Consider the following 22,822-nt stretch of genomic DNA (forward strand, 5'->3'; position numbering starts at 1 on the left):
CAGCATGTTGCGCAGACCAATTCCCTACCCGTCTAGCGGTCGGGGCAACTCTATCGCTAACTGCGTGTAGCCAGTTGGGCGCTTGCCAACGTCCAATCAGTGCACCGAGTAAACCCAGCAATGGCTCAGCAATCAAAAGGATGCCAAACCACAGCATCCCGGCCACACGTCTTACGATTTGGTTGAGCCGATTCATAGGAAAGAGCCTCAGTTAAAAATTAAACTATTGTCAATTCAGTGTACCAGTATGCTCTCTGTGCGAGTGTTGTTTTCTCATCGCCTGCATATCGATTTTTTCCAGGAATAGGTCTTTCTCACTCGCGGAGCGACTGAGAAAGACCTCTGTGCACAGAGAGGAAACTCAAGGCACCTAACCAGAGTATTCTTCCGCATCTTATCAGCACAATCACAATTTTCACCCTAATTACATGAAATTATTGCAACATCAGTAGTACAACACTTTTCCCAGAAAAAACAAAAAATCCCCCAAGAACCCAGCACCTATTTACCGCAAACATCGCCTCATGATGCGCAGGCACAAAAAGAGCCCTGATGTGCCAAACTGACCAAAGTTAAATAAGTTGGGACAGCAAGAACCAGATTTTAGAAACCAAATCGGCACGTCAAAACTCGAAGTTTCGTCATACCTTGCCGTAAGTATCCTCGGGTGATTGCCAATATGAGGCGGAAATCATTCCTAATGATGAGGTAGTCATTGTGTGCATCGATGAAGTGTTTGATCGCGACCAAGAGTGAATAATTTTGGCGGGAAAGCGCAGAATGCTGAGGGTCTTTGATGAATTTTCAATGTTGCTATTGATTGCGTCGACGCCTTCGTTAAGCAAGTCTGCAGGAGTTTGGTTTTCGCATACCTGTTGGCGAACGATGTCAGCACTACAGTGCCATAGCACCAAAAAAAACACCAGCCCGTGAGCTGGTGTTTTTATTGGCTTTGCTACCTCAGAACCCGAGTCGGAAATCCACCCGGAAGCTGTTGGCACGATAGGTGTGGGCACCCATAGAACCCAGCCAGCTGAAGTTGGTCGTGATGCCACGGCGCGATTTCACATTCAGTCCCAGACCAACAGACTGTATGTCTTCCGGCAAACCGACTACCAGTACATTGTAGTTGGTGCTGCCGGCACCCAGATCCGTGTAATACATAGACTGGTTCATTTCGCCGCTGGTACGGTGACGCCATTGCAGTTTCAGCGATGGTGTGATCTGGCCAAAGTCCAGGTAGAAATCTTTGGCGAAGTTCAGACCACCGGTAAATGCCGTCGTTACACTGCTGGTGTTATTCAGTGTCAGTGCCAGCACGCTGCCGCGTTCTGTGTATGCATCCAGTTTGGTATGCAATACATCGAAACGTCCGAATGGCTGAATATGCAGATCTTTAGCGACCTTCAGATCACGGGTCAGCGTCAGCGACATGAAACTGACCTGTCCGGTACGCTCACCTGCCAACAGCTGACTATTCACGTCATCCCAGCGGTGATTATCGTAATTGACCTTACCGATACCACCCATACCATCGATAAACCATTCCTTCTCTGGTTTATACGTTCCGTACAACATACCCGACCATTGCTTGGATTTACTTTCACTGCCAAAGTTATCCATAGTGGCCTTATCGCGTGCATAGCCAACGGACAGACCAACGATCAGTTTAGGATTCCACATCATGTCCATACCGATAGTCAGACCCGAGCTGGAGAACTTGGTACGGCTGCCATCAGCGGCATCAATACCACCGAAGTCGATATTCCCCGCAGTCCACATGCCAACTGGTTTGCCAGCGATCTGGAACCACTCGTCATTCTTAGGTGCTTCTTCTTCCTCGCTGTCGGTCAGTTTATGCACGGCTTCATCTTTGGCAAACGGTGCCTTGGCCAGACGTACATCGGCCGGATTGAGGCGATACAAATCGTTGCCGAAGCTGTCTTTATTAGCAGTCAGGTTTTCAGAGATTTTGTTGGCCGCCATGCGGAACATATCCAGACCCGGAGCACTAAAGCTGATACCAAAACGGTTCTTGATCGAAAAGTCATGGTGCAGAACCTGAACGTGGCTGTAAATATTCGTCATCTGTGCCTGAGTAAAGCGCTGACTGATATTGGCTGCCGCGACTGCTGTGTTTTTCACCACTGGATCAACCGCCGGATCAGGACGCTTACCGACCGTCACCGTGATGGCTACACTATTGCCTGGCGCAGTAACCGCATCACCCGAGTACACCGCAGTGATGGTATGCACACCAACGGCCAGGTTTTTCGCGACCAGCAAGGCTGAACCATTCGTCAACGTGACCGTTGCCAGGTTCACCGATCCATCCATAAAGCTGATGGTACCGGTAGAAGCTGCCGGCGTAACCGCTGCCGTCAGTGTGACTGGCACCCCATCCAGTACCTGAGACTGCGTAGTACCTATCGTTACGCTGGCTGCCGTCAGATTCTGAATCTGTATCGTGAGGCTGGCCGAGACCGCACTGAAATTCGCATCAGCGTCTTTGGTCGCAGTCACCACACAGTTACCTGCTGTACTACCAGCCGACAAGACATTACCGGACAAACTGCAGGCACCGGAGCTGATGGCAAAACTGACCGCACCGCTGCCAGAACCGCCGGAAGCAGTCAGCGTAGCTTTACCTGTAACTTTGAAGATCGCCAGTTTGTCTGCTGTCAGAGTCAATGCAGCTTGCGCATTTTTACCCACTGTCAGACTATAACTGGCCACAGCCTGCGCGTTGATGCCGGTCACTGCCGCTTGCGTTGCGGTGATCACGACGCTGCCTGCGGCAACCGGTGTTACTTTGCCAGTTGCATCGACGGTCGCAACCGCTGCATTGCTGCTGCTGTAGCTAATTGCACCGTAGCTGCCACCGCTCAAAGTCGATGTCACTGCATTGTTCAGGCTATTGCCTAAAGTGATTTGCACAGGACCTGCCTGAGCGAAGCTCAGCACTGGGACTGGCATAGAACCTACCGTGAAAGAACGGCTAACCTGGCTTGCAGCTGTGAAGCTTGCATTACCACTCTGATCTGCATTGATCGTACATGTACCGGCTGCGATCAGATTGACGCTGGAGCCTGTCACTGTACAAACCGGCAAAGTCACAGAACTAAAGCTGACCGGCAAACCGGAACTGGCCGTTGCCGTCACATTCACCACGCCACCCACAACACCATTGGCCGGCGCAGTGAAGCTGATCGTCTGGCTGGCTTTAGGTGTGATCGCACCGGATGCAGCCGATGCACTGCTGCTACCTGCGCTGTTGGTCGCTTTAACGGTAAAGGTATATGCGGTACCGTTAGTCAGACCCGTCACGTTGATTGGGCTGGCGGCGGCGGTGAAGGTCGCACCTGTCTCTACCACGGTAACGGTGTAGCCGGTGATCGCCGCACCACCGGTAAATACCGGTGCCGTGAATGTGACCGTTGCTGCAGCATTCCCCGCAGTTGCGCTAACGGCGGTCGGTGCACCTGCTACCACGGCAGTAATCGCAAAAGTTTGCTGTACCTGTGCCGCGGCATTGTAACTGGCATTACCAGCCTGATTCGCGTTAATCGTACAGTTGCCAGCGCTGACCAGATTCAGTGTGTTGCCACTGATCGTACATACGGCAGGCGTGGCGCTGGTGAAGCTCACACTCAGGCCGGAACTGGCGCTTGCCGTCAGCGTCGGTGTCGTACCAAAGTTCTGGCTGCCGGGATTGTTAAAAGTAATGGTCTGTACGACTTGCGGTGTCACTGCGGCCGATGCACTTGATGCCGCGCCAGTACCCGCGCTGTTAGTCGCTTTCACGGTGAAGGTATACGCAGTACCGTTAGTCAGACCGGTCACATTGATCGGACTCGCTGCACCGCTGAAGGTCGCACCTGTTTCCACCACTGTGACGGTATAGCCAGTAATAGCTGCACCACCATTTGAGGCTGGCGCAGTAAATGCGACGCTGGCAGAAGTATTGCCCACGGTTGCTGTCGCGCCAGTTGGTGCACCCGGCACCACGGCGGCAACCGCAAAAGTGCGCTGTACCTGCGCCGCGGCATTGTAGCTGCCATTGCCAGCCTGATTCGCCTCAATGGTACAAGTGCCAGCCGTGACCAGCGTCAGCGTAGTACCACTGACGGTACACACACCGGTCGTAGCGCTGGTAAACGTCACCGGCAAAGTCGAGCTGGCGCTGGCACTCAGCGTCGGTGTGCTGCCAAAGTTCTGGCTACCTGGATTCGTAAAGCTTATCGTTTGATTACCTTTAGGCGTCACCGCAGCCGAGGCGCCCGAGGTCAGACTTGTGCCGCTGCTGTTAGTCGCTGTCACGGTAAAGGTATAGGCGCTACCGTTAGTCAGACCGGATACATTGATCGGACTCGCCGCACCGCTGAAGGTCGCACCGCCCGGGCTCACTGTCACGGTATAGCCGGTGATGGTCGCACCACCGTTCGATGCCGGTGCCGTAAAGCTCACGCTGGCGGTGGTATCACCCGCTGTCGCGCTCACGCCGCTTGGCGCGCCCGGTACTGTTTTTGGTGTGACCGCTGTTGAGGCGGTCGATGCCGTGCCGGTTCCTGCTGTATTAGTCGCTGTTACAGTAAATGTATACGCAGTACCGTTGGTCAGACCCGTCACACTGATCGGGCTGGACGTGCCAGTTGCCGTTGCGCCGCCAGGGCTGGCTGTGACGGTATAGCCCGTGATCGCGGCACCACCATTGGATGCCGGTGCGCTAAAGCTGACGCTGGCTGTGGTATCACCTGCAGTTGCGCTTACTCCGGTCGGTGCACCCGGTAAGGCGAGTGGTGTGACCGCATTCGTTGCGGTCGATGCCGTACCGTTACCTGCGCTATTAGTCGCTTTGACGGTAAAGGTATAGGTCGTACCGTTAATCAGACCAGTCACATTGATCGGACTCGTTGCACCGCTGAAGGTCGCGCCACCCGGACTCACAGTGACGGTATAGCCGGTGATGGCTGCGCCACCGGTAAATGCCGGAGCGGTAAATGTGACCGTTGCAGATGTATTTCCTGCCGTTGCACTGGCAGCTGTTGGTACGCCTGGTACCACAGCGGCAATCGCAAACGTCTGTTGTACCTGGGTTGCAGCGCCGAAGGCGGCATCACCAGCCTGATTCGCATTGATGGTACAAGTGCCAGCCGTCACCAGCGTCAGTGTAGTACCACTGACGGTACACACACCGGTCGTGGCGCTGGTAAACGTCACCGGCAAAGTCGAGCTGGCGCTGGCACTCAGCGTTGGTGTCGTACCAAAGTTCTGGCTGCCTGGATTATTGAAGGTAATAGTCTGTGCGGCCTTCGGTGTGACTGCCGTCGAAGCGGTCGACGCCGTGCCTGTGCCCGCGCTGTTGGTTGCCTTCACCGTAAACGTATACGCAGTACCGTTCGTCAGGCCCGTCACACTGATCGGGCTGCTGGCACCAACAAAGGTCGCGCCAGTCTCTACCACGGTCACGGTGTAACCGGTAATCGCCGCACCACCATTCGATGCCGGTGCGCTAAAGCTCACGCTGGCTGTGGTACTACCCGCTGTTGCCGTTGGTGCAGCCGGTGCACCCGGTACGACGGCGTTGACAGTAAAGCTTTGCTGTACCTGAGTTGCGGCTGCGAAGACGCTATTACCTGCCTGATTCGCATTGATTGTACAGGTACCTGCTGTCACGAAAGTCAATGTGCTGCCGCTGACAGTACACACGCCAGTGGTAGCGCTGGTAAAAGTCACCGGGTAAAACGAGCTGGCACTGGCACTCAGCGTCGGTGTCGTACCAAAGTTCTGGGTGCCTGGATTATTGAAGGTAATGGTCTGTGCTGTCTTTGGTGTCACTGCCGTCGATGCGGCCGAGGCTGTACCGGTACCCGCGACATTGGTTGCCTTGACTGTAAACGTATACGCAGTACCATTGGTCAGACCTGTCACACTGATCGGGCTGCTGGCGGCGACGAAGGTCGCACCAGTCTCAACCACGGTCACGGTATAGCTGGTGATCGCTGAACCGCCAGTCGAAGCCGGTGCGGTAAAACTCACGCTGGCGGTAGTACTACCTGCGGTCGCTGTTGGTGTAGCAGGCGCACCCGGCGCGATAGCGTTGACAGCAAAGCTTTGCTGTACCTGCGTTGCGGCATTGTAACTGCCATTACCAGCCTGATTCGCATTGATCGTACAGGTACCTGCTGTCACGAAAGTCAACGTGCTGCCGCTGACGGTGCACACGCCAGTAGTGGTGCTGCTGAAAGTGACCGGCAAACCCGAGTCGGCGCTCGCGCTCAGCGTCTGCGTTGTACCAAAATTCTTGGTACCGGGATTATTAAAGGTAATGGTCTGGTTGGATTTCGGTGCAGACACGATCACGTGCACGGTAACCAGATTGACCCAGCTGCCTCCGTTATAGGTATAGTAATCAAAATACTGATCGGTGGTCGCGTTACCGATGGTGAATTCAAAATAATCGAAATTCGTAGTCTCTAGATTAAGATACAAACTTGACCCGTTGTTACCAGCGACAGGAGAGGGATCGAAACCACCGCTTGCCGATGAGATACCCCATCGGTCATTATGATTATTAAGTGAATCGCGCGGATCGCAATTTGCATACTCCGTGGGTGTAAACTCACGCCTATAAACTGTACCCGCACCCGATCCTAAGGTCGTTACATTTGCATCACCAGTGATGTTAAAGGTCAGGGTACAAACCGCCGCGGCATCGTTCACAGCCATCAGATTAAATAACATCACCATCATGCATAAACACAGGCACTGTGAAAATGACTTGAACAAGTGGACGGATCTGCGCAGGAGCTGATTCATAAACGGGTATCTCTCTATGACCAAAATAAGGGTGGAGCTGGGACAGGAATTGGTACTGCCCAAAAGTTATGCCTTTAAGCAACTTTTAATTGTCTATTGGGAAATGCGATTTCACAATTTTTGACAATGCACATTATCCCTTAGTTTGGCAATGCTTCTGCGCTTAGCCAGGCAAAAATATTTCTTATTTACATGTTAAATACTTATCGTCTATGCAAAACACAGGAAAACACTGTGAATCCCGGACATCACGCTGACATGTCAAATTTTATTTTTTTAGGGAAATGTTGTTTATTTGAACGTTTAGCAATCTGCGATTGACGCCACCCGGTTTTTTTTGAATGATCACAGCCAGAACTTGCAAAATTAAATATTTTTTACATTTGGAGGTCAATGTGGATCCATTTATTGGAGAAATCAGACTCAGTGCGCTGAACTTTGCCCCCAGAGGTTGGGCTTTTTGTGATGGCTCATTGATGCCAGTCCAAAATAATGCAGCTTTATATGCATTATTGGGAACCACCTTTGGCGGCACTGCCGGCGTTAGTTTTGCTTTGCCCGACCTGCGCGGAAGAACAGCGGTGCACATGGGTACCAATCCTGTCAGTAATACCCAGTATCCGTTTGCAAAAAAGCTTGGTGTAGAAAGTGTGAGCCTGACGAACACACAGGTGCCATCGCACAGTCATGTACTGAATGTGAGTGATGCTCCCGGAACCAAAACGTCAATTAGTACAAATATCAACGTGTTGGCAACGGAGATAGGCAGTCCGACCAGCCCGGCGCTGCCTATCTATGCCAATGCCAAGAATCTCATTCCGATGGCAGCAACAATGTGCAAACCCCAGGGTGGCAGCGCAGCACACAATAATATGCAGCAGTCCCTGGTATTAAATTACATCATTGCTATCGTGGGAATTTTCCCTCAAAGAGATTAAGGAGCACAACATGGCTGATCCGTATTTGGGTGAAATTCGTATTTTTGCTGGAAATTTTGCACCGTCAGAATGGGCGATTTGCGATGGACGCGAGTTAAATATTAATGGCAATGAAGCCTTATTTAGCCTGATCAACACAATTTATGGTGGAGATGGTGTTACCACGTTCAGGATACCTGACCTCCAATCCAAACTGCCTATAGGCATGGGAGCCGGACCCGGACTCACTGCACGTGTGCTGGGACAAAAAGTGGGTGCCGATACGGTAACTATCACCGAGAATCAGATGCCGGCTCATACACATACCATTTTCGGATCTGGTGACGCTGCGACTGACATCAAACCAGGCAAGGACAGCACCTTGGGCTCTACCAATGCCAGTGCGCCGTTTTACTTTAAGTCAGATACAACATCGACTGAAAATACATTTGCCAGCGAAATGATGTCTGCCAGCGATGGCGGTTCGCAGGCTCACGACAATACCATGCCTAGCCTTGCGCTGACTTACATCATCTCTTTGAATGGTATTTACCCATCGCAAAATTAAATCTAAAGGCTTTTATTATGGCAGACCCATTTATTGGCGAGATCCGGGCATTCGGCTTCCCTTTTGCACCTATGTATTGGGCGTTTTGCTCTGGAAACACTCTCTCTATCATGCAACATCAGGTTTTGTACGCCGTATTGAATACGCAATATGGTGGGGATGGTAAAACTACGTTTAATTTGCCGGATTTGCGCGGCCTGGCAATACGCGGTCTGACGGGTAAGTTTGTCAACAAACCATCGGGCAGTGAAACCGTAGCACTAAGTACCAGGCAGGTTCCACCACATACCCATACCCTTAAGGGCTTTAATGGCAGGGCATCAGAAACCAATGCAGCAGGTAATTTACCAGGTCAGTTCGCCAAACCGACCAAAGTGTACACGGTGGCCAGTGCCACTAACCTGACCCTGCCGACTACACTGGTTTCGCCGTTTGCGGGAGGCACCGATGCCCACGAAAACCGTCAGCCTTTACTGGTACTGAATTTCTGTATCTGCATGGATAATGGCATATTCCCAACCCGTGACTGACATGGAAAAACAGGTGGTCTGGACAGGCCACCTTACCCAGCTTGAATAAACATGACTTTATCCACAGAACTATTCCATCCCCATATAGGCAGCTACTTCGATATATATTTTGATAATCAGCAACAGCTCCGGCTGCTACTGCAGAGTGTCGATGACCATGGTCGTTCAGGGCAAGGCTATCATTCTTTTTCCCTGATGTTTTTTTGTGACGGAGAATATCAGTTAGTTCAAAATACTTACCCCTTACAACATCCTGTGCTGGGTGAGTTAAACATTTTTTTAGTTCCGGTCGCCCGTAAGGATCAGGGCATCTGTTATCAGGCCAGTTTCACCCTGAAAGTGGTCAACCCGTGATACCACTGTTGAATCCCGATTTACAGCTGCGTTCCGTCAGCGATGCTGATCAGTCCTTTCTGTTGGCGCTGTATGGCTCGGTGCGTGAACCTGAACTGGCACAGACTGACTGGAACACAGATCAGAAAAAAGCCTTTCTACAGAGTCAGTTCGCTGCACAATCCCAGGCTTACGCGCAATACAACAATAGCGATTTTTATATCGTCTGTTATCAGGGTCAGGACATTGGACGGCTGTACCTGCAATACCGGTCCGATGCGGTGTCCATTGTGGATATCTCACTCATGAGCGACTATCGTTCGCAAGGTCTGGGCAGCAGTCTGCTGGCTTCTGTGATTGCGCTGGCAAATACCCGCCGTCTGCCAGTGCAGATTCATGTGGAAAAATTCAATCCCGCGCTGAGCTTGTATCAAAGACTAGGCTTCCGTGCCATCAAGGACAAAGAAGTGTATCTGCAACTGGAACGGGCGGCAGACATCACTGAATATTTGTAATAAGATACACACAAGCCCCCGCCGCAAAGACCTGATGACGTACGCTGTGCCAAACGTATGACAAGAAGGCATTCAGCGGCGAGGTGCATTTTGCGTCCTTTCCGTATCAGATAACTCACTTAAAAAACTTATTGGAGTCCCTATGCAATTAGCTGGCAGCGAACATTCTTTCGGCGGCTCGCGTGAGCGCTTTATCGCAAAAGTATTTAATCATCTGGGTGGTGCTATCCTGGCTTTCACTGCGGTGGAAGTCCTGATTTTCAGCTCAGGCCTGTCGGTAGCGATTAATCAGGCCATGCGTGCACTGCCCTGGATCGCTATCATGGGTGCATTTATTCTGATCAGCTGGCTGGCCTCACGCGCAGCGCATCAGGTAGAAAGTCTGGCGGCGCAGTATGCAGCGCTGGGTGTGTTTATTGTGGCGGAAGCGATTATTTTTGTGCCGCTGCTGACCATCGCCAATCAGGTCGCACCGGGTGCAATTTCGAATGCAGGCCTGATCACGGTATTGGCCACGCTGGGTCTGGTTGGTATCGCTTATGTGTCGCGTAAAGATTTTTCTTTCCTGGGCAGCATATTGAAATGGGGTGGTCTGCTGGCACTGGTGACTATCCTGTGCGGTGCGATTTTCGGTTTCCAGCTGGGTATGTTTTTCAGTATCGCGATGATCGGTCTGGCAGGTGGCGCGATTCTGTATGACGCGTCCAATATCATTCATCATTATCCGGAAGACCGTTATGTCGGTGCGGCGCTGGAATTGTTCGCGTCGGTAGCGATGATGTTCTGGTACGTACTGCGCCTGTTCCTGCGCCGTTAAGACGGTTTTATTCGCTACAAATTGCTATAAGCGAGCCGCTGTCAGAATTCGACAGCGGCTTTTTTTATTTCAGTTTGCCAGGGTCGCCGAACCATTTTTGTAATTGATCGCCAGCGCGTTGCTTCACTTCATCATTGATGTAATAACCAACGGTAACCAGCGCTGCAGCCAGTATCCCCAGATCATCGGTATAACCGACACCGGGTAAGACATCGGGCACGGCATCCAGCGGGGAAATAAAATACGCCAGCGCGCCGAAAATCGCGGTTTTGGCCCACAGCGGGGTATCCGGTCTTTGCGCAGCGTAGTACAGGCACAGCGCTTTTTCCACCACCTCACGTCCTGCCTTGCTGGCAAAAGCGCGTAGCTTGGCCCAGAAACCGGCATCGCTATAGGATTCAGCAGCTTTCATCGTGCACCTCACTTATTCAAAATATAGTTTAGGACTGACGCAAAATTGTCCCGGCAAGGCTAAAACCCCTTTGGTGCTGTGGGAAACATCGCTGGTAAGCGATGTCCGTTACGCCAGCAGGCAACATGTTGCCTGCAACCCTGGCTACACCTTGGCGACGCAGGCAGTACGCCTAGTACAAGGTGTGCAACTTGGAGCCATAACGCCGCTGGGGCGGTTTTGCGTCAGTTCTATCAGTGGATAAGCCTATCATATATCCACCGGATCAATTTCCAGACTCCATTTGACGCGGCTCTTCCAGCTGCGTAACTCCGTGATCCAGAGCCGGGCAAATGCCTGTAATGCCGGGCGCGAGGCAGATTCGATCAATAACTGGGCGCGGTCGCGATTTGCCACGCGTGTCATGGTCATAGGAATAGGATCATTGATGGTGATCATGGGATGCGGCATACAGGCGGCCGCCTGTTGCAGAAAGTCCAGCGCGGTTTGTAATTCACGCGCTTCCGCCCTCAGCAGCGCCTGATACATATACGGCGGCAATTGTGCCTGTTCGCGCTCGGCCAGCATGTCGGCCGCGAAATGGCGGTAATTGTGCGCCATCAGCGCGTGATACAGCGGATGATCGGGATAACGGGTCTGGACATAGACTTCAGACGCATTGCCACCTTCAGCCTGAGCGCGGCGTCCGGCGCGGCCTGCGACCTGCATCAGTTGCGCAAACAAGCGTTCGCTGGCGCGGTAATCCTGAGAAAACAGGGCCGCATCCGGATTCAGTGCCGCCACCAGCGTCAGGCGCTGGAAATCATGGCCTTTGGCGACCATCTGGGTGCCGATCAGAATATCCACCTCGCCCTCGTGCACCCGTTCAAACGCAGCAGCGGCGCTGCCTTTAAGGCGGGTAGAGTCGGCATCGATGCGGAATACCCGCGCCTCGGGGAACATGGTGGCCAGAGTTTCCTCCAGCCTTTGCGTGCCGCGTCCCAACGGTTGTAAATCGATATTGCCGCAAGTCGGACAGGCGCGCGGTATGCGCTGTTCCAAACCGCAATGGTGGCAACGCAAGCGATGATCGCCTTTGTGCATGACCAGATTAGCAGTACAGCGTGTGCACTGGCTGATCCAGCCACAGGCATCGCAGGACAATACCGGCGCATAGCCGCGCCGGTTCAGGAACAGCAGGGATTGCTCGCCCTTCTCCAGCCTGAGCCGGATGGCGGCGATCAGGCGCTGACTCAGACCCTCGCTGGGTTTTTCTTTTTCCAGATTGATGATTTTAACGATGGGCAAGACAGCATCCTGTACCGCACGCTGACTGAGCTCCGACAACTGATAACGCCCATGCTGAACCGCATGCCAGCTTTCCAGCGAAGGGGTGGCCGAGCCCAGCAATACCGGTATCTGACGCTGACGTGCACGCCACACCGCGAGGTCGCGCGCCGAGTAGCGTAAGCCTTCCTGCTGTTTATACGAGGGGTCATGCTCTTCATCGACGATCAGCAATTGCAGATCTGGCAGCGAGGCAAAAATCGCCAGCCGGGTACCCAGGATAATCCGCGCAGCACCAGTGTGTGCAGATAGCCAGTGTAGCAGGCGCTCACCTTCAGCCAGACCGCTATGCAGCGTGGCCAGCATTACGCCCGGAAAACGATGGCGGATATGAGTTTCAAACTGGGGAGTCAGATTGATTTCCGGAACCAGGATCAAGACCTGTGCGGTGGCTGACTGTGCCAGGATGCGCGCGGCGGCCTGCAGATAGACTTCGGTTTTACCGCTACCGGTAACGCCGAACAATAATCGGGGTACAAAGCCTTTACCCTCGGTCACAGCCGCCACCGCCGCAGCCTGTTCTGCATTCAGGCTGGCTTCCTGCTGCGCCACCGGTGCGGAAGCTGGGCCGGCAGTCAGTTTGCTGAGCTTTTTAAGTGCACGATCGAGGGCGACGGTTTTGATCGCTTTGAGGTTCTTGGGCAGCGAGGGTAACACCACCTCACCCAGCGGGCGTTGGTAATACTCTGCGGCAAAACGGGCTAAGGCCAGCCATTCCTCACCCAGCGGTGGCAACTGTGGCCGCACAGCCAGCACATCGCGGATTTTTTCGGCTGGCACCGTGGTTTCCTGCAGTATCTGCAGCACGATACCAGTGATTTGTTGGCTGCCAAACGGGATCAACACCAGACTGCCGACGGCTGGAACCGGCAACAAGGCACCCGCCTCATCGCATAAGGAAAAACGGTAATCAAAAAAACTGTCAAGTGGGGTATCGATCGCAACCCGCAGAAAGACTGGTGCAGACAAGCTCATTCCCGTTGTCCGGCCACGCTAAGTATTGGTTTCATAAGCAGTTTTTGAGATATCCACAATTCCTGTGGACAACTTTGTGGAGAAAGCCCTATTGACAAACGTTTTGACTAGTAGCGGCGCGGGTTTCCAGCCAGTCAGCGATCTGCAAGACAATATTTTACCCTTTTAAAATCAATGACTTACAAATACTCACAAATAAAAACAAAAATATTTCGGACTTTTTTTCCTGTGCCCAGATTTTGTGCATAAGTAAGTAAAGACAAATGAAAATTTGAAAACAAATGTCCGCATCTAATCTGCATTTCCAGCCCATTTTGCCCTGAAAAGCGCATGAAATATGCGTTTTGCATCGCAACATGGCGAATGAAGGCGCTGGTGAGGCAAAGACTACGCTTCTAGCCTGATACGGACAGGGATTTCATACCGAAGCGGGCAGGCCACAAGGGTGAACCGGGCTTAGATCCTATGATTCTGCCAGCGGAACCACCTTGTGCGGCCAGCACTGCACTCTTTTACCGTGCAGTGCTGGCCGGGGTCTGGAATCAGCCTGCCTGACGCTGGCTGCGGCTGTAACTATGGACGGCTTCCACCAGCACGCTGACCGCTTCCGGCGGTGTGAACTGGGAAATACCATGGCCCAGATTAAATACATGGCCCTGACCCGCTGCTGGCTTGCCATAGGCATCCAGCGTGGCGATGACTTGCGCCTTGATTTGTTCTGGCTCAGCAAACAACACTGCCGGGTCCAGATTGCCTTGCAAAGCGACCTGATGGCCGACGCGTGCACGCGCCTGACCCAGGTTCACCGTCCAGTCCAGGCCAACTGCATCCGCGCCAATAGCGGCGATCTGTTCCAGCCATAAACCGCCGCCTTTAGTGAACACGATGGCAGGAATACGCTGGCCGTTTTTCTCTTTTTGTAATTGCTGAATGATGTCCTGCATGTACTTGAGCGAGAATGCATGGTATTCCGCATCCGCCAGCGCGCCACCCCAGCTGTCGAAGATCATCACGGCCTGGGCACCGGCATCGATCTGCGCATTCAGATAGCTGGCGACCGCATCGGCATTGGTTTTCAGGATATGGTGCATCAGGTCAGGACGCTGATACATCATCTTCTTCACGGTATGGAATTCACGCGAGCCCTGCCCCTCCACCATATAGCAGGCCAGTGTCCACGGACTGCCGGAAAAACCGATCAGCGGTACCCGGCCATTCAGTGCATGGCGGATCTGGGTCACGGCATCAAATACATACTGCAGGCTGCCTGCCTCAGGCACGCGCAAGGCCAGCACATCTTTTTCATCGGCCAGACGGCGCTCAAACTTCGGTCCTTCACCTTCTTCAAAATACAGACCCAGGCCCATCGCATCCGGGACGGTCAGGATGTCAGAAAACAGGATGGCGGCATCCAGTGGATAGCGGTCTATCGGCTGTAAGGTGACTTCGGTGGCGAAATCCGGATTTTTTGCCAGCCCCATGAACGAACCTGCCCCTTTACGGGTCGCGCGGTATTCAGGCAGGTAACGCCCCGCCTGACGCATCAGCCACAGCGGTGTGTACTCGGTTTCCTGACGCAACAAGGCTTTGAGGAAAGTGTCATTTTTTAAAGGAGCAAAGGATGTGGACATGTCAGCTTTCTAAGAGGCATTTTCTTTAAGACTTACGCAAAATTGTCTCAACAAGGCATGGCCGCAGGCAGTACGCAGTACAAGGTTCACTACCTGGAACCATAACGCAGCTGGGACAGTTTTGCGTAAATCCTATTCTTTTATGATCAGAACAGGCAGCATTATCGCTTAAGCTGCCGTGATCAGCATCTGATCTCGCGCAAGACTGGCGCGTCAGACAGAAACGGATAAGACCGTAGCTGTGGATAACTTTGTGGACAGCTTTTACTTATTTGAGGTTTACTTCGATTTTATCATCACAGTTAACAAATAATTCGCATAACTATATGATTTCATTGACTTTATTTATGTTAACTAATTTTTCAAATTTAAATTGCTTAAAATTTGTGCTTGACAGACTGTGCATAAGTAACATTCATGCAGGCAAATTTTTGTGTTTCTCTGTATAAATTGTGAGTAATTGCTCCGCCCACAGCGCTGCGCCCATCGCGGAAGGATGATAGCCATCTGACGCCATACAACGCTTATCGCGCATGACAGGCATGGCAATATGACAAAGTTTCGACTGGTTCAGTGGCAGTTTCACAACAAACTGCGCCAAGAGTCCTGCCACGGCACTATCCAGGCTTGCCGCCTTATAGCCGAGTACATGGCGTAAAGGCGAGGGTAAGGCTGGAAATTCTGCCAGCTTAGGCACGCCGGAGATCAGTATCTGTGCTGCTGGCCAGCGTGTTTGCAATTGTTGCAATAAAGCCGACATCTGACGCCGGTATGTGGCCACTGATGCAAACGCGGTCGTATCGTTCACCCCGAAGCTCAGCAAAATGATATCCACCGTATCGGTAGGCGACGCTGGCAACTGCTGCAACCAGGACGATGCAGCCGCCAGTCTGGCACCATTTTCAGCCAGCACCTGCCAATGTACCTGGCAGGCTTGCTGTTGCGCGAGCAATGCCGCAAAACGGGCACACAGGCTGTCATCGTAATGGGTGACACCGACACCTGCCATCGGCGATTCACCTATGCCTAACACCCGCAAAGTACGGCTGGCGTTGCTCTGCCCGGCCAGTCCAAACGGTTGACCTGTGGCTATCGGCAGACGCGGCGTGATACGACGGGTACGCCTGCCCTGCCACCACAGCAAGGGAAACAAGGCAGCAGCCAGTAACTCTGGTGCGTAGTCGCGCAGTGCCAAGATTTACTCGACTTTCAGTTTGCTGAATTCGGGATTGCCTGGAGGAAAACTCAATTTCAGACTTTCCAACTTTTCCAGCACGATGCTGGCGATTACCAGATTACGCTGGGTCTTAGAGTCAGATGGAATCACATACCAGGGCGCATAAGGCGTATCGGTCGCTTTCAGTGCACGTTCATAGGCGTCCTGATATGCATCCCAGTGCGCGCGCTCGGCCAGATCCTGCGGATCAAATTTCCAGTGCTTGGCGGGGTCAGCCAGCCTTTCCTGCAGACGCGACTTTTGTTCGTCTTTCGAGATATGCAGGAAAAACTTGAGGATGATGGTACCGGTCTCGCTCAGCATGCGTTCAAAATCACAGATATGGGCGTAACGCTGTTCACATTCCGCCGTAGTAATCCAGTCATGCACACGCGCGATCAGCACTTCTTCATAATGGCTGCGGTTAAAGATCACCATTTCGCCCTTGGCCGGGACTTCCTGATGCACGCGCCACAGATAATCATGGTCTTTCTCGGCATTACTGGGGGCTTTAAACGCGACGGTACGCGCACCGAGCGGATTGACCTGCCCGAATACGGCTTTCACGGTACCGTCTTTGCCTGAGGTATCCATGCCTTGCAGAATAATCAGGAGTTTCGGGGCATGCGCTGCGACAAAGATTTCTTGCAGATCAGAGATTTTCTCACCGATACGCAGGGTCTGTAACTTATCCACAGCCTTGGCATCGGGCTGGCCTGCTGCGGCGGCACCGATTAACTTACGGTTGGCATCACTGTCTTTGAGTTTGAAGCCTTCAGGCAAATGGAATAATTCGGCAATGCTCATGCACAGAACTCCTGATCAGTTGGGTTAAAGCTGGAAAAAACGGTTGCGGTGTTCAATTTTCAGACACAGATCCATCACCACCAGCAAACCCGCCGCCTGCGCGGTGGCTGCCGCCTGGGGATGAGTGATGCCGGATTGCATCCACAGGCAGCGCGCACCTATCTGTATCGCTTGCTGCGCGAGTTCTGGCATATAGCTGGCCTGCCGGAAGCAATCGACGATATCTATCGTATGTGCCTGCCCTGCCGCCAGCAAATCGGGATACACCCGTTCACCGAGCAAAGTTTGTCCGGCCAAACCGGGATTCACCGGCACGATGCGATAGCCATGTTGCTGCATGTATGCAGCCACCTGATGGCTGGGGCGCTCAGGATTAGCGGAAAAGCCAGGCACAGCGATCGTACGGCTGTGCGCGAGGCAAGCGCTGATTGCATCACTGCTGTTCGTATCGGTGGGCATCTGTGCTCCCGGAAAAATAAAAAGGCAGCCTGAGCTGCCTTTTTACTGTAGTGCTTTCGTCGCCAGGACTGCTGCGGACGAATTAACGTTTCTGACGCAATTTTTGAATCGCTGCCAATTGGGCGATCGCCGATGCCAGTTCCGCCTGTGCTTGCGCATAGTCGATTTTGGAATCACGATTAACCAAAGCCTGCTCAGCCAGTTTCTTGGCTTCACTTGCTTTCGCTTCGTCCAGATCGTGCCCGCGAATCGCGGTATCAGCCAGAACAGTCACGCCGTTCGGTTGCACTTCGAGGATACCGCCAGCAACGAAGACGAATTCGTCTTCAGCCTGACCAGCTACCTTGATGCGCACCGCACCCGGTTTGATACGGGTAATCAGCGGAGTATGTTTTGGATAAATACCCAATTCACCAGCCTCACCTGGCAACGCGACGAATTCGGCTTCACCAGAAAAGATAGACTCTTCTGCAGAAACCACGTCAACGTGAATAGTGTGTGCCATGTCGGACCCTTTGTGTACGCTTGAAAAAGCTGTGCTGCGGTGGTTCACACCGCAGCGCTAGCGCTTAAAAATTAAGCAGCCAGTTTTTTCGCTTTTTCGATTGCTTCGTCGATAGTACCTACCATGTAGAACGCTTGTTCTGGCAGGTGATCGAGTTCACCGGAAGCGATCATTTTGAAGCCCTTGATCGTGTCTTTCAGTGAAACGTATTTGCCTGGTGCGCCAGTAAATACTTCAGCAACGTGGAAAGGCTGAGACAGGAAACGTTGCATTTTACGTGCACGTGCAACGATCAGTTTGTCTTCAGGTGCCAGTTCGTCCATACCCAGAATCGCGATAATGTCACGCAATTCTTTGTAGCGTTGCAGCGTACCCTGAACAGCGCGTGCTGTTTCGTAGTGCTCTTGACCCACAACTTGTGGATCCAGCTGACGGGATGTGGAATCCAGTGGATCAACCGCTGGGTAAATACCCAGGGAAGCGATGTCACGGGACAGAACAACGGTGGAATCCAAGTGAGCGAAAGTTGTCGCTGGGGATGGATCGGTCAAGTCATCCGCTGGAACATACACGGCCTGGATCGAAGTAATCGAACCGGTTTTTGTGGATGTAATACGTTCTTGCAGACGGCCCATTTCTTCCGCCAGCGTAGGCTGATAACCCACCGCGGAAGGCATACGACCCAGCAACGCGGATACTTCAGTACCGGCCAGTGTATAACGGTAGATGTTATCCACAAAGAACAGAACGTCTTTACCTTCGTCGCGGAAGCCTTCAGCGATAGTCAGACCTGTCAACGCAACGCGCAGACGGTTACCAGGCGGTTCATTCATCTGACCGTACACCATCGCAACTTTGGAGTTTTCTGGGTTTTCCAGATCAACCACTTTTGCGTCAGCCATTTCGTGATAGAAGTCATTACCTTCACGAGTACGCTCACCAACACCGGCAAACACGGACAAGCCGCTGTGTGCTTTAGCGATGTTGTTGATCAGTTCCATCATGTTAACGGTTTTACCTACACCCGCACCACCGAACAGACCGACCTTACCACCTTTAGCGAATGGGCAAACCAGATCAATAACTTTGATACCGGTTTCCAGCAATTCCTGGGATGGGGACAGTTCGTCGTAAGCAGGCGCTTTACGGTGGATCGATGCTGTCTGCTCGTGGCTGACCGGACCGCATTCATCGATAGGGTTACCCAATACGTCCATAATACGACCCAGCGTTGCTTTGCCGGTTGGTACCATGATAGGCTTGCCTGTGTTGGTAATAGTCATGCCACGACGCAGACCGTCAGAAGTACCCAGAGCAATGGTACGGACGATGCCGTCACCCAATTGCTGCTGTACTTCCAGCGTCAGCTCGGAGCCTTCCATTTTCAAGGCGTCATAAATCTTAGGCATCGCGTCACGTGGGAATTCAACGTCCACCACAGCGCCGATACACTGAACGATTTTGCCATTAGCCATGTTCGTTCCTTCAATAATTTTAAATTTCGTTTAGACCGCTGCCGCACCGGCGACGATCTCGGAGAGCTCTTTGGTAATCGCGGCCTGACGGGTTTTGTTATAAACCAGTTTCAGTTCGCCGATCACATTACCTGCGTTATCACTTGCCGACTTCATCGCCACCATACGTGCCGATTGTTCAGACGCCATGTTTTCAGCCACTGCCTGATAAATCAGTGCTTCTACATAACGGATCAGCAATTCATCAATCACGGTATTCGCATCTGGTTCATAGATGTAATCCCAGGAATGGGAAGACTTATCTGCGACCATTTTGTCGGTTGTCAGAGGCAGTAACTGCTCGAACACCGGCTCTTGCTTCATCGTGTTGATAAACTTGGTATAACTCAGGTAAACCGCGTCGAGTTTGCCTTCCTGATAGGCGTCCAGTAACACTTTTACCGGGCCAATCAACTTATCGAGGTGCGGAGTGTCGCCCAGCTGGATAGCGTGGGAAACGACCGGAGCACCGATACGATTCAGGAAGCCGAGACCTTTATTACCAATTGCAACTGCTTCTACTTTTGAACCCTTACCTTCGAGTTCACGCAATTTGTTGGTGACCAGACGTAAAACGTTGGTATTCAAGCCACCGCACAAACCTTTATCTGTTGTTACAACGATCAGACCAACTTTCTTGGCCTGATCCTGTTGAACCATGAAAGGATGCGTGTACTCTGGGTTGGCCTGTGACAAGTTAGCAGCGATATTACGAATTTTTTCACTGTATGGGCGGGCTGCACGCATCCGGTCCTGCGCTTTACGCATTTTGGATGCGGCGACCATTTCCATCGCCTTAGTGATCTTCTTCGTATTTTCTACGCTTTTGATCTTGCCACGTATCTCTTTGCCTGCAGCCATGAGTATTGACTCCTTCTAGCTACAGTAAATTAATAGGCGCCGGATTTTTTGAAATCAGCAATTGCGGCAGCCATGGCAGCTTCGCCATCTTTGTCCAGTTGCTTGGTTTCTTCGATCTTCTGCAACAATGCAGCGTGGCTGGTTTTCATGAAGTTGTGTACGCCAGCTTCAAATGCCAGAACGCTCTTCACAGGTACGTCATCCAGGTAGCCCTTGTTGACAGCGAACAGAGTCACGGCCATCAGGGAAATCGACAGCGGTGCGTACTGAGCTTGTTTCAGCAATTCAGTCACACGTGCACCACGGTCCAGCTGCTTACGGGTTGCTTCGTCCAGATCGGAAGCAAACTGCGCAAACGCTGCCAGTTCACGATACTGCGCCAAGTCGGTACGGATACCGCCGGACAGGTTTTTGATAACCTTAGTCTGCGCTGCACCACCAACACGGGAAACCGAGATACCAGCGTTAATCGCTGGACGGATACCGGCGTTGAACAGGGAAGTTTCCAGGAAGATCTGACCGTCAGTAATCGAAATCACGTTAGTCGGAACGAAAGCGGAAACGTCACCAGCCTGAGTTTCAATAATTGGCAATGCAGTCAGGGAACCTGTTTTACCTTTAACTTCACCATTGGTGAATGCTTCAACGTAGTCAGGGTTCACGCGTGCAGCACGTTCCAACAGACGGGAGTGCAAATAGAACACGTCACCTGGGTAAGCTTCACGGCCTGGTGGGCGGCGCAGCAACAGGGAAACCTGACGGTAAGCAACCGCTTGTTTGGACAGATCGTCATACACGATCAGTGCATCTTCACCGCGGTCACGGAAGTATTCACCCATCGCGCAACCGGAGTAAGCGGAGACGTATTGCATCGCTGCGGATTCAGACGCTGTCGCTGCAACAACGATGGTGTATTCCATTGCGCCGTGGGCTTCGAGAGCGCGCACTACGTTTTTAACGGAAGAAGCTTTTTGACCGATCGCGACATAGATACATGTCACGCCCTGGCCTTTTTGATTGATGATGGAATCGATCGCAACTGCTGTTTTACCAGTTTGACGATCGCCAATGATCAATTCACGCTGACCACGACCAACCGGTACCATGGAGTCGATAGACTTCAGACCAGTTTGCAGTGGCTGGGAAACGGATTGACGTGCAATAACGCCTGGCGCGATCTTTTCGATAGGCGCAGTCAGTTTTGCATTGATAGGACCTTTACCATCGATAGGCTGACCCAGCGCGTTAACAACGCGGCCACGCAGTTCAGGACCGATAGGTACTTCCAGAATACGACCGGTACATTTGACGGTGTCGCCTTCGGAGATGTGTTCGTAGTCACCGAGAATAACGGCACCAACGGAATCACGTTCCAGGTTCAACGCCAGACCGAAAGTATTGCCTGGGAATTCCAGCATCTCACCTTGCATCGCGTCAGACAGACCGTGGATGCGGCAGATACCGTCGGTAACGGAGATAACCGTACCTTGATTACGAATCTCAGCGGAATCGCCAAGGCCTTGAATCCGGCTCTTGATCAGCTCGCTGATTTCAGATGGGTTGAGTTGCATACTAACTCCTAATATTTGTTACGTTCTTACGCGGTCAGGGCGGCGTGCATTTTCTGCAGCTTCGCGCGAACCGACGTATCCAGCACCTGGTCACCAACCACGATACGTACACCACCGATCAGAGCCGGATCGACTTTGACGCTAGGGTGCAGTTTGCGGCCAAATTTCTTTTCCAATGTTGCAGCTAAGTCAGCTAACTGTGCTTCAGACATATCAAAAGCGCTGGTCACTTCAGCATCTGCCGCACCTTCGTGGGCGTTTTTCAATGCTTGAAATTGGAAAGCGATTTCTGGCAGCAGAGTCAGACGATCATAGTCAGCGAGTGTCGCGATAAAGTTTTTCGCTTCAGCTGTCACTGGGGATTTGAGCGCAGACAGAAAAATCTCAGCTTTTTGCGAAGCCGAGACTTTAGGGTTGTGTGCAAGAGCTTGTACATCGGGATGCGCGCCAGCTTGTGCCATTTCGGAAACCAGATCCGACCAGGCGGACAGGTTACCGGTTTGGGCAACACGGAACAGCGCTTCAGCGTAAGGACGAGCGATCGTTGCGAGTTCGGCCATGATTACAGCTCGGTTTTCAGTTGATTCAACAGATCTGCGTGAGCGGATGCATTGACTTCACGTTTCAGGATTTGCTCAGCACCTTTGACTGCCAGAGTGGCAACCTGGTCGCGCAATTCTTCGCGTGCTTTGGTCACTTGATTTTCTGCGTCAGCTTGTGCAGCAGCAAGAATGCGTGCAGCTTCAGCGGCGGCTGTGTTTTTAGCGTCTTCAATGATCTGCGCAGCACGTTTCTCTGCGTTGATGATCTGTTTCTGACCTTCATCACGAGCACTTGCCAATTCAGCTTGTACGCGCTTTTCAGCAGCTTGCATTTCTGCACGGCCACGGTCGGCAGCTGCCAGTCCGTCTGCGATTTTCTTAGCACGCTCATCGAGCGCGTTCATCAGTGGCGGCCACACAAACTTCATGGTGAACAAGGCCAAGATGAAGAAAACCCCACACTGAACAAACAATGTTGCGTTTAAGTTCACGGTAATTCCTTAT

Annotated in this window: 19 protein-coding genes; 6 read left to right on the forward strand and 13 right to left on the reverse strand. The window is 52.3% G+C overall.

Annotated elements, in window-relative coordinates; translation table 11 throughout:
- Nucleotides 1-960: 960 nt before the first annotated feature.
- Nucleotides 961-6,492, reverse strand: a complete 5,532-nt coding sequence (locus tag EYB48_RS06290; protein WP_162019473.1) for a fibronectin type III domain-containing protein — start codon at nt 6,490-6,492, stop codon at nt 961-963.
- 722 nt (nt 6,493-7,214) lie between these two features.
- Between EYB48_RS06290 and EYB48_RS06295 the strand changes: the two genes are divergently transcribed.
- The 6 genes from EYB48_RS06295 to EYB48_RS06320 all read left to right on the forward strand — a co-directional run bounded on the left by EYB48_RS06295 (nt 7,215) and on the right by EYB48_RS06320 (nt 10,499).
- Nucleotides 7,215-7,757 carry a phage tail protein gene (locus EYB48_RS06295; protein ID WP_202927701.1) on the forward strand — a complete coding sequence of 181 codons (543 nt, stop codon included), beginning with the start codon at nt 7,215-7,217 and terminating at the stop codon, nt 7,755-7,757.
- A 10-nt stretch (nt 7,758-7,767) separates the two neighbouring features.
- Nucleotides 7,768-8,304 (forward strand): phage tail protein, encoded by a 537-nt coding sequence (locus EYB48_RS06300; protein WP_162019475.1) that lies wholly within the window; start codon nt 7,768-7,770, stop codon nt 8,302-8,304.
- 17 nt (nt 8,305-8,321) lie between these two features.
- The gene (locus tag EYB48_RS06305; RefSeq protein WP_162019476.1) at nt 8,322-8,834 is read left to right on the forward strand and encodes a phage tail protein; all 513 of its coding nucleotides are present in this window, start codon (nt 8,322-8,324) and stop codon (nt 8,832-8,834) included.
- 51 nt (nt 8,835-8,885) lie between these two features.
- Nucleotides 8,886-9,188, forward strand: coding sequence for a DUF6916 family protein (locus EYB48_RS06310; RefSeq protein WP_162019477.1), 303 nt, complete (start codon nt 8,886-8,888; stop codon nt 9,186-9,188).
- Nucleotides 9,185-9,682, forward strand: a complete 498-nt coding sequence (locus EYB48_RS06315) for a GNAT family N-acetyltransferase (protein ID WP_162019478.1) — start codon at nt 9,185-9,187, stop codon at nt 9,680-9,682. Before EYB48_RS06310 ends, EYB48_RS06315 begins: the two co-directional genes overlap by 4 nt.
- A 142-nt stretch (nt 9,683-9,824) precedes the next feature.
- Entirely contained in the window at nt 9,825-10,499 is a 675-nt protein-coding gene (locus tag EYB48_RS06320) for a Bax inhibitor-1/YccA family protein (protein WP_162019479.1), read from the forward strand.
- A gap of 64 nt (nt 10,500-10,563) precedes the next feature.
- Here EYB48_RS06320 and EYB48_RS06325 read toward each other — a convergent pair whose 3' ends face one another.
- The 12 genes from EYB48_RS06325 to EYB48_RS06380 form a co-directional block, all read right to left on the reverse strand.
- A complete protein-coding gene (locus EYB48_RS06325; RefSeq protein ID WP_162019480.1) occupies nt 10,564-10,911 on the reverse strand; it encodes a YkvA family protein in 348 nt (115 codons plus the stop codon).
- A gap of 249 nt (nt 10,912-11,160) precedes the next feature.
- The gene (locus tag EYB48_RS06330; RefSeq protein ID WP_162019481.1) at nt 11,161-13,212 is read right to left on the reverse strand and encodes a primosomal protein N'; all 2,052 of its coding nucleotides are present in this window, start codon (nt 13,210-13,212) and stop codon (nt 11,161-11,163) included.
- Nucleotides 13,213-13,754: 542 nt separating this feature from the next.
- Nucleotides 13,755-14,843 (reverse strand): uroporphyrinogen decarboxylase, encoded by a 1,089-nt coding sequence (gene hemE / locus EYB48_RS06335; RefSeq protein WP_162019482.1) that lies wholly within the window; start codon nt 14,841-14,843, stop codon nt 13,755-13,757.
- A gap of 415 nt (nt 14,844-15,258) precedes the next feature.
- On the reverse strand, nt 15,259-16,038 hold the full coding sequence (locus EYB48_RS06340; protein ID WP_235934946.1) for an SGNH/GDSL hydrolase family protein: 780 nt from the start codon (nt 16,036-16,038) through the stop codon (nt 15,259-15,261).
- Between the two features lie 3 nt (nt 16,039-16,041).
- Entirely contained in the window at nt 16,042-16,866 is an 825-nt protein-coding gene (locus EYB48_RS06345; RefSeq protein WP_162019483.1) for a PPK2 family polyphosphate kinase, read from the reverse strand.
- A gap of 24 nt (nt 16,867-16,890) precedes the next feature.
- Nucleotides 16,891-17,325: a CoA-binding protein gene (locus EYB48_RS06350; protein WP_162019484.1), complete on the reverse strand. Its 435-nt coding sequence runs from the start codon at nt 17,323-17,325 to the stop codon at nt 16,891-16,893.
- An 82-nt stretch (nt 17,326-17,407) separates the two neighbouring features.
- Complete coding sequence (locus EYB48_RS06355) at nt 17,408-17,830, reverse strand: F0F1 ATP synthase subunit epsilon (protein ID WP_162019485.1); 423 nt, start codon at nt 17,828-17,830, stop codon at nt 17,408-17,410.
- Between the two features lie 71 nt (nt 17,831-17,901).
- Nucleotides 17,902-19,305: a F0F1 ATP synthase subunit beta gene (gene atpD / locus EYB48_RS06360; RefSeq protein WP_162019486.1), complete on the reverse strand. Its 1,404-nt coding sequence runs from the start codon at nt 19,303-19,305 to the stop codon at nt 17,902-17,904.
- 30 nt (nt 19,306-19,335) lie between these two features.
- The gene (gene atpG / locus EYB48_RS06365; RefSeq protein WP_162019487.1) at nt 19,336-20,205 is read right to left on the reverse strand and encodes a F0F1 ATP synthase subunit gamma; all 870 of its coding nucleotides are present in this window, start codon (nt 20,203-20,205) and stop codon (nt 19,336-19,338) included.
- A gap of 29 nt (nt 20,206-20,234) precedes the next feature.
- Entirely contained in the window at nt 20,235-21,776 is a 1,542-nt protein-coding gene (gene atpA / locus EYB48_RS06370; protein ID WP_162019488.1) for a F0F1 ATP synthase subunit alpha, read from the reverse strand.
- A 26-nt stretch (nt 21,777-21,802) separates the two neighbouring features.
- Nucleotides 21,803-22,336 (reverse strand): F0F1 ATP synthase subunit delta, encoded by a 534-nt coding sequence (locus tag EYB48_RS06375; protein ID WP_162019489.1) that lies wholly within the window; start codon nt 22,334-22,336, stop codon nt 21,803-21,805.
- A gap of 2 nt (nt 22,337-22,338) precedes the next feature.
- Nucleotides 22,339-22,809, reverse strand: coding sequence for a F0F1 ATP synthase subunit B (locus EYB48_RS06380; RefSeq protein ID WP_162019490.1), 471 nt, complete (start codon nt 22,807-22,809; stop codon nt 22,339-22,341).
- Nucleotides 22,810-22,822 lie beyond the last annotated feature (13 nt).

The organism is Cognatundibacterium crateris (assembly GCF_010078235.1).
In the GTDB taxonomy this organism is placed as follows: domain Bacteria; phylum Pseudomonadota; class Gammaproteobacteria; order Burkholderiales; family Burkholderiaceae_D; genus Undibacterium; species Undibacterium crateris.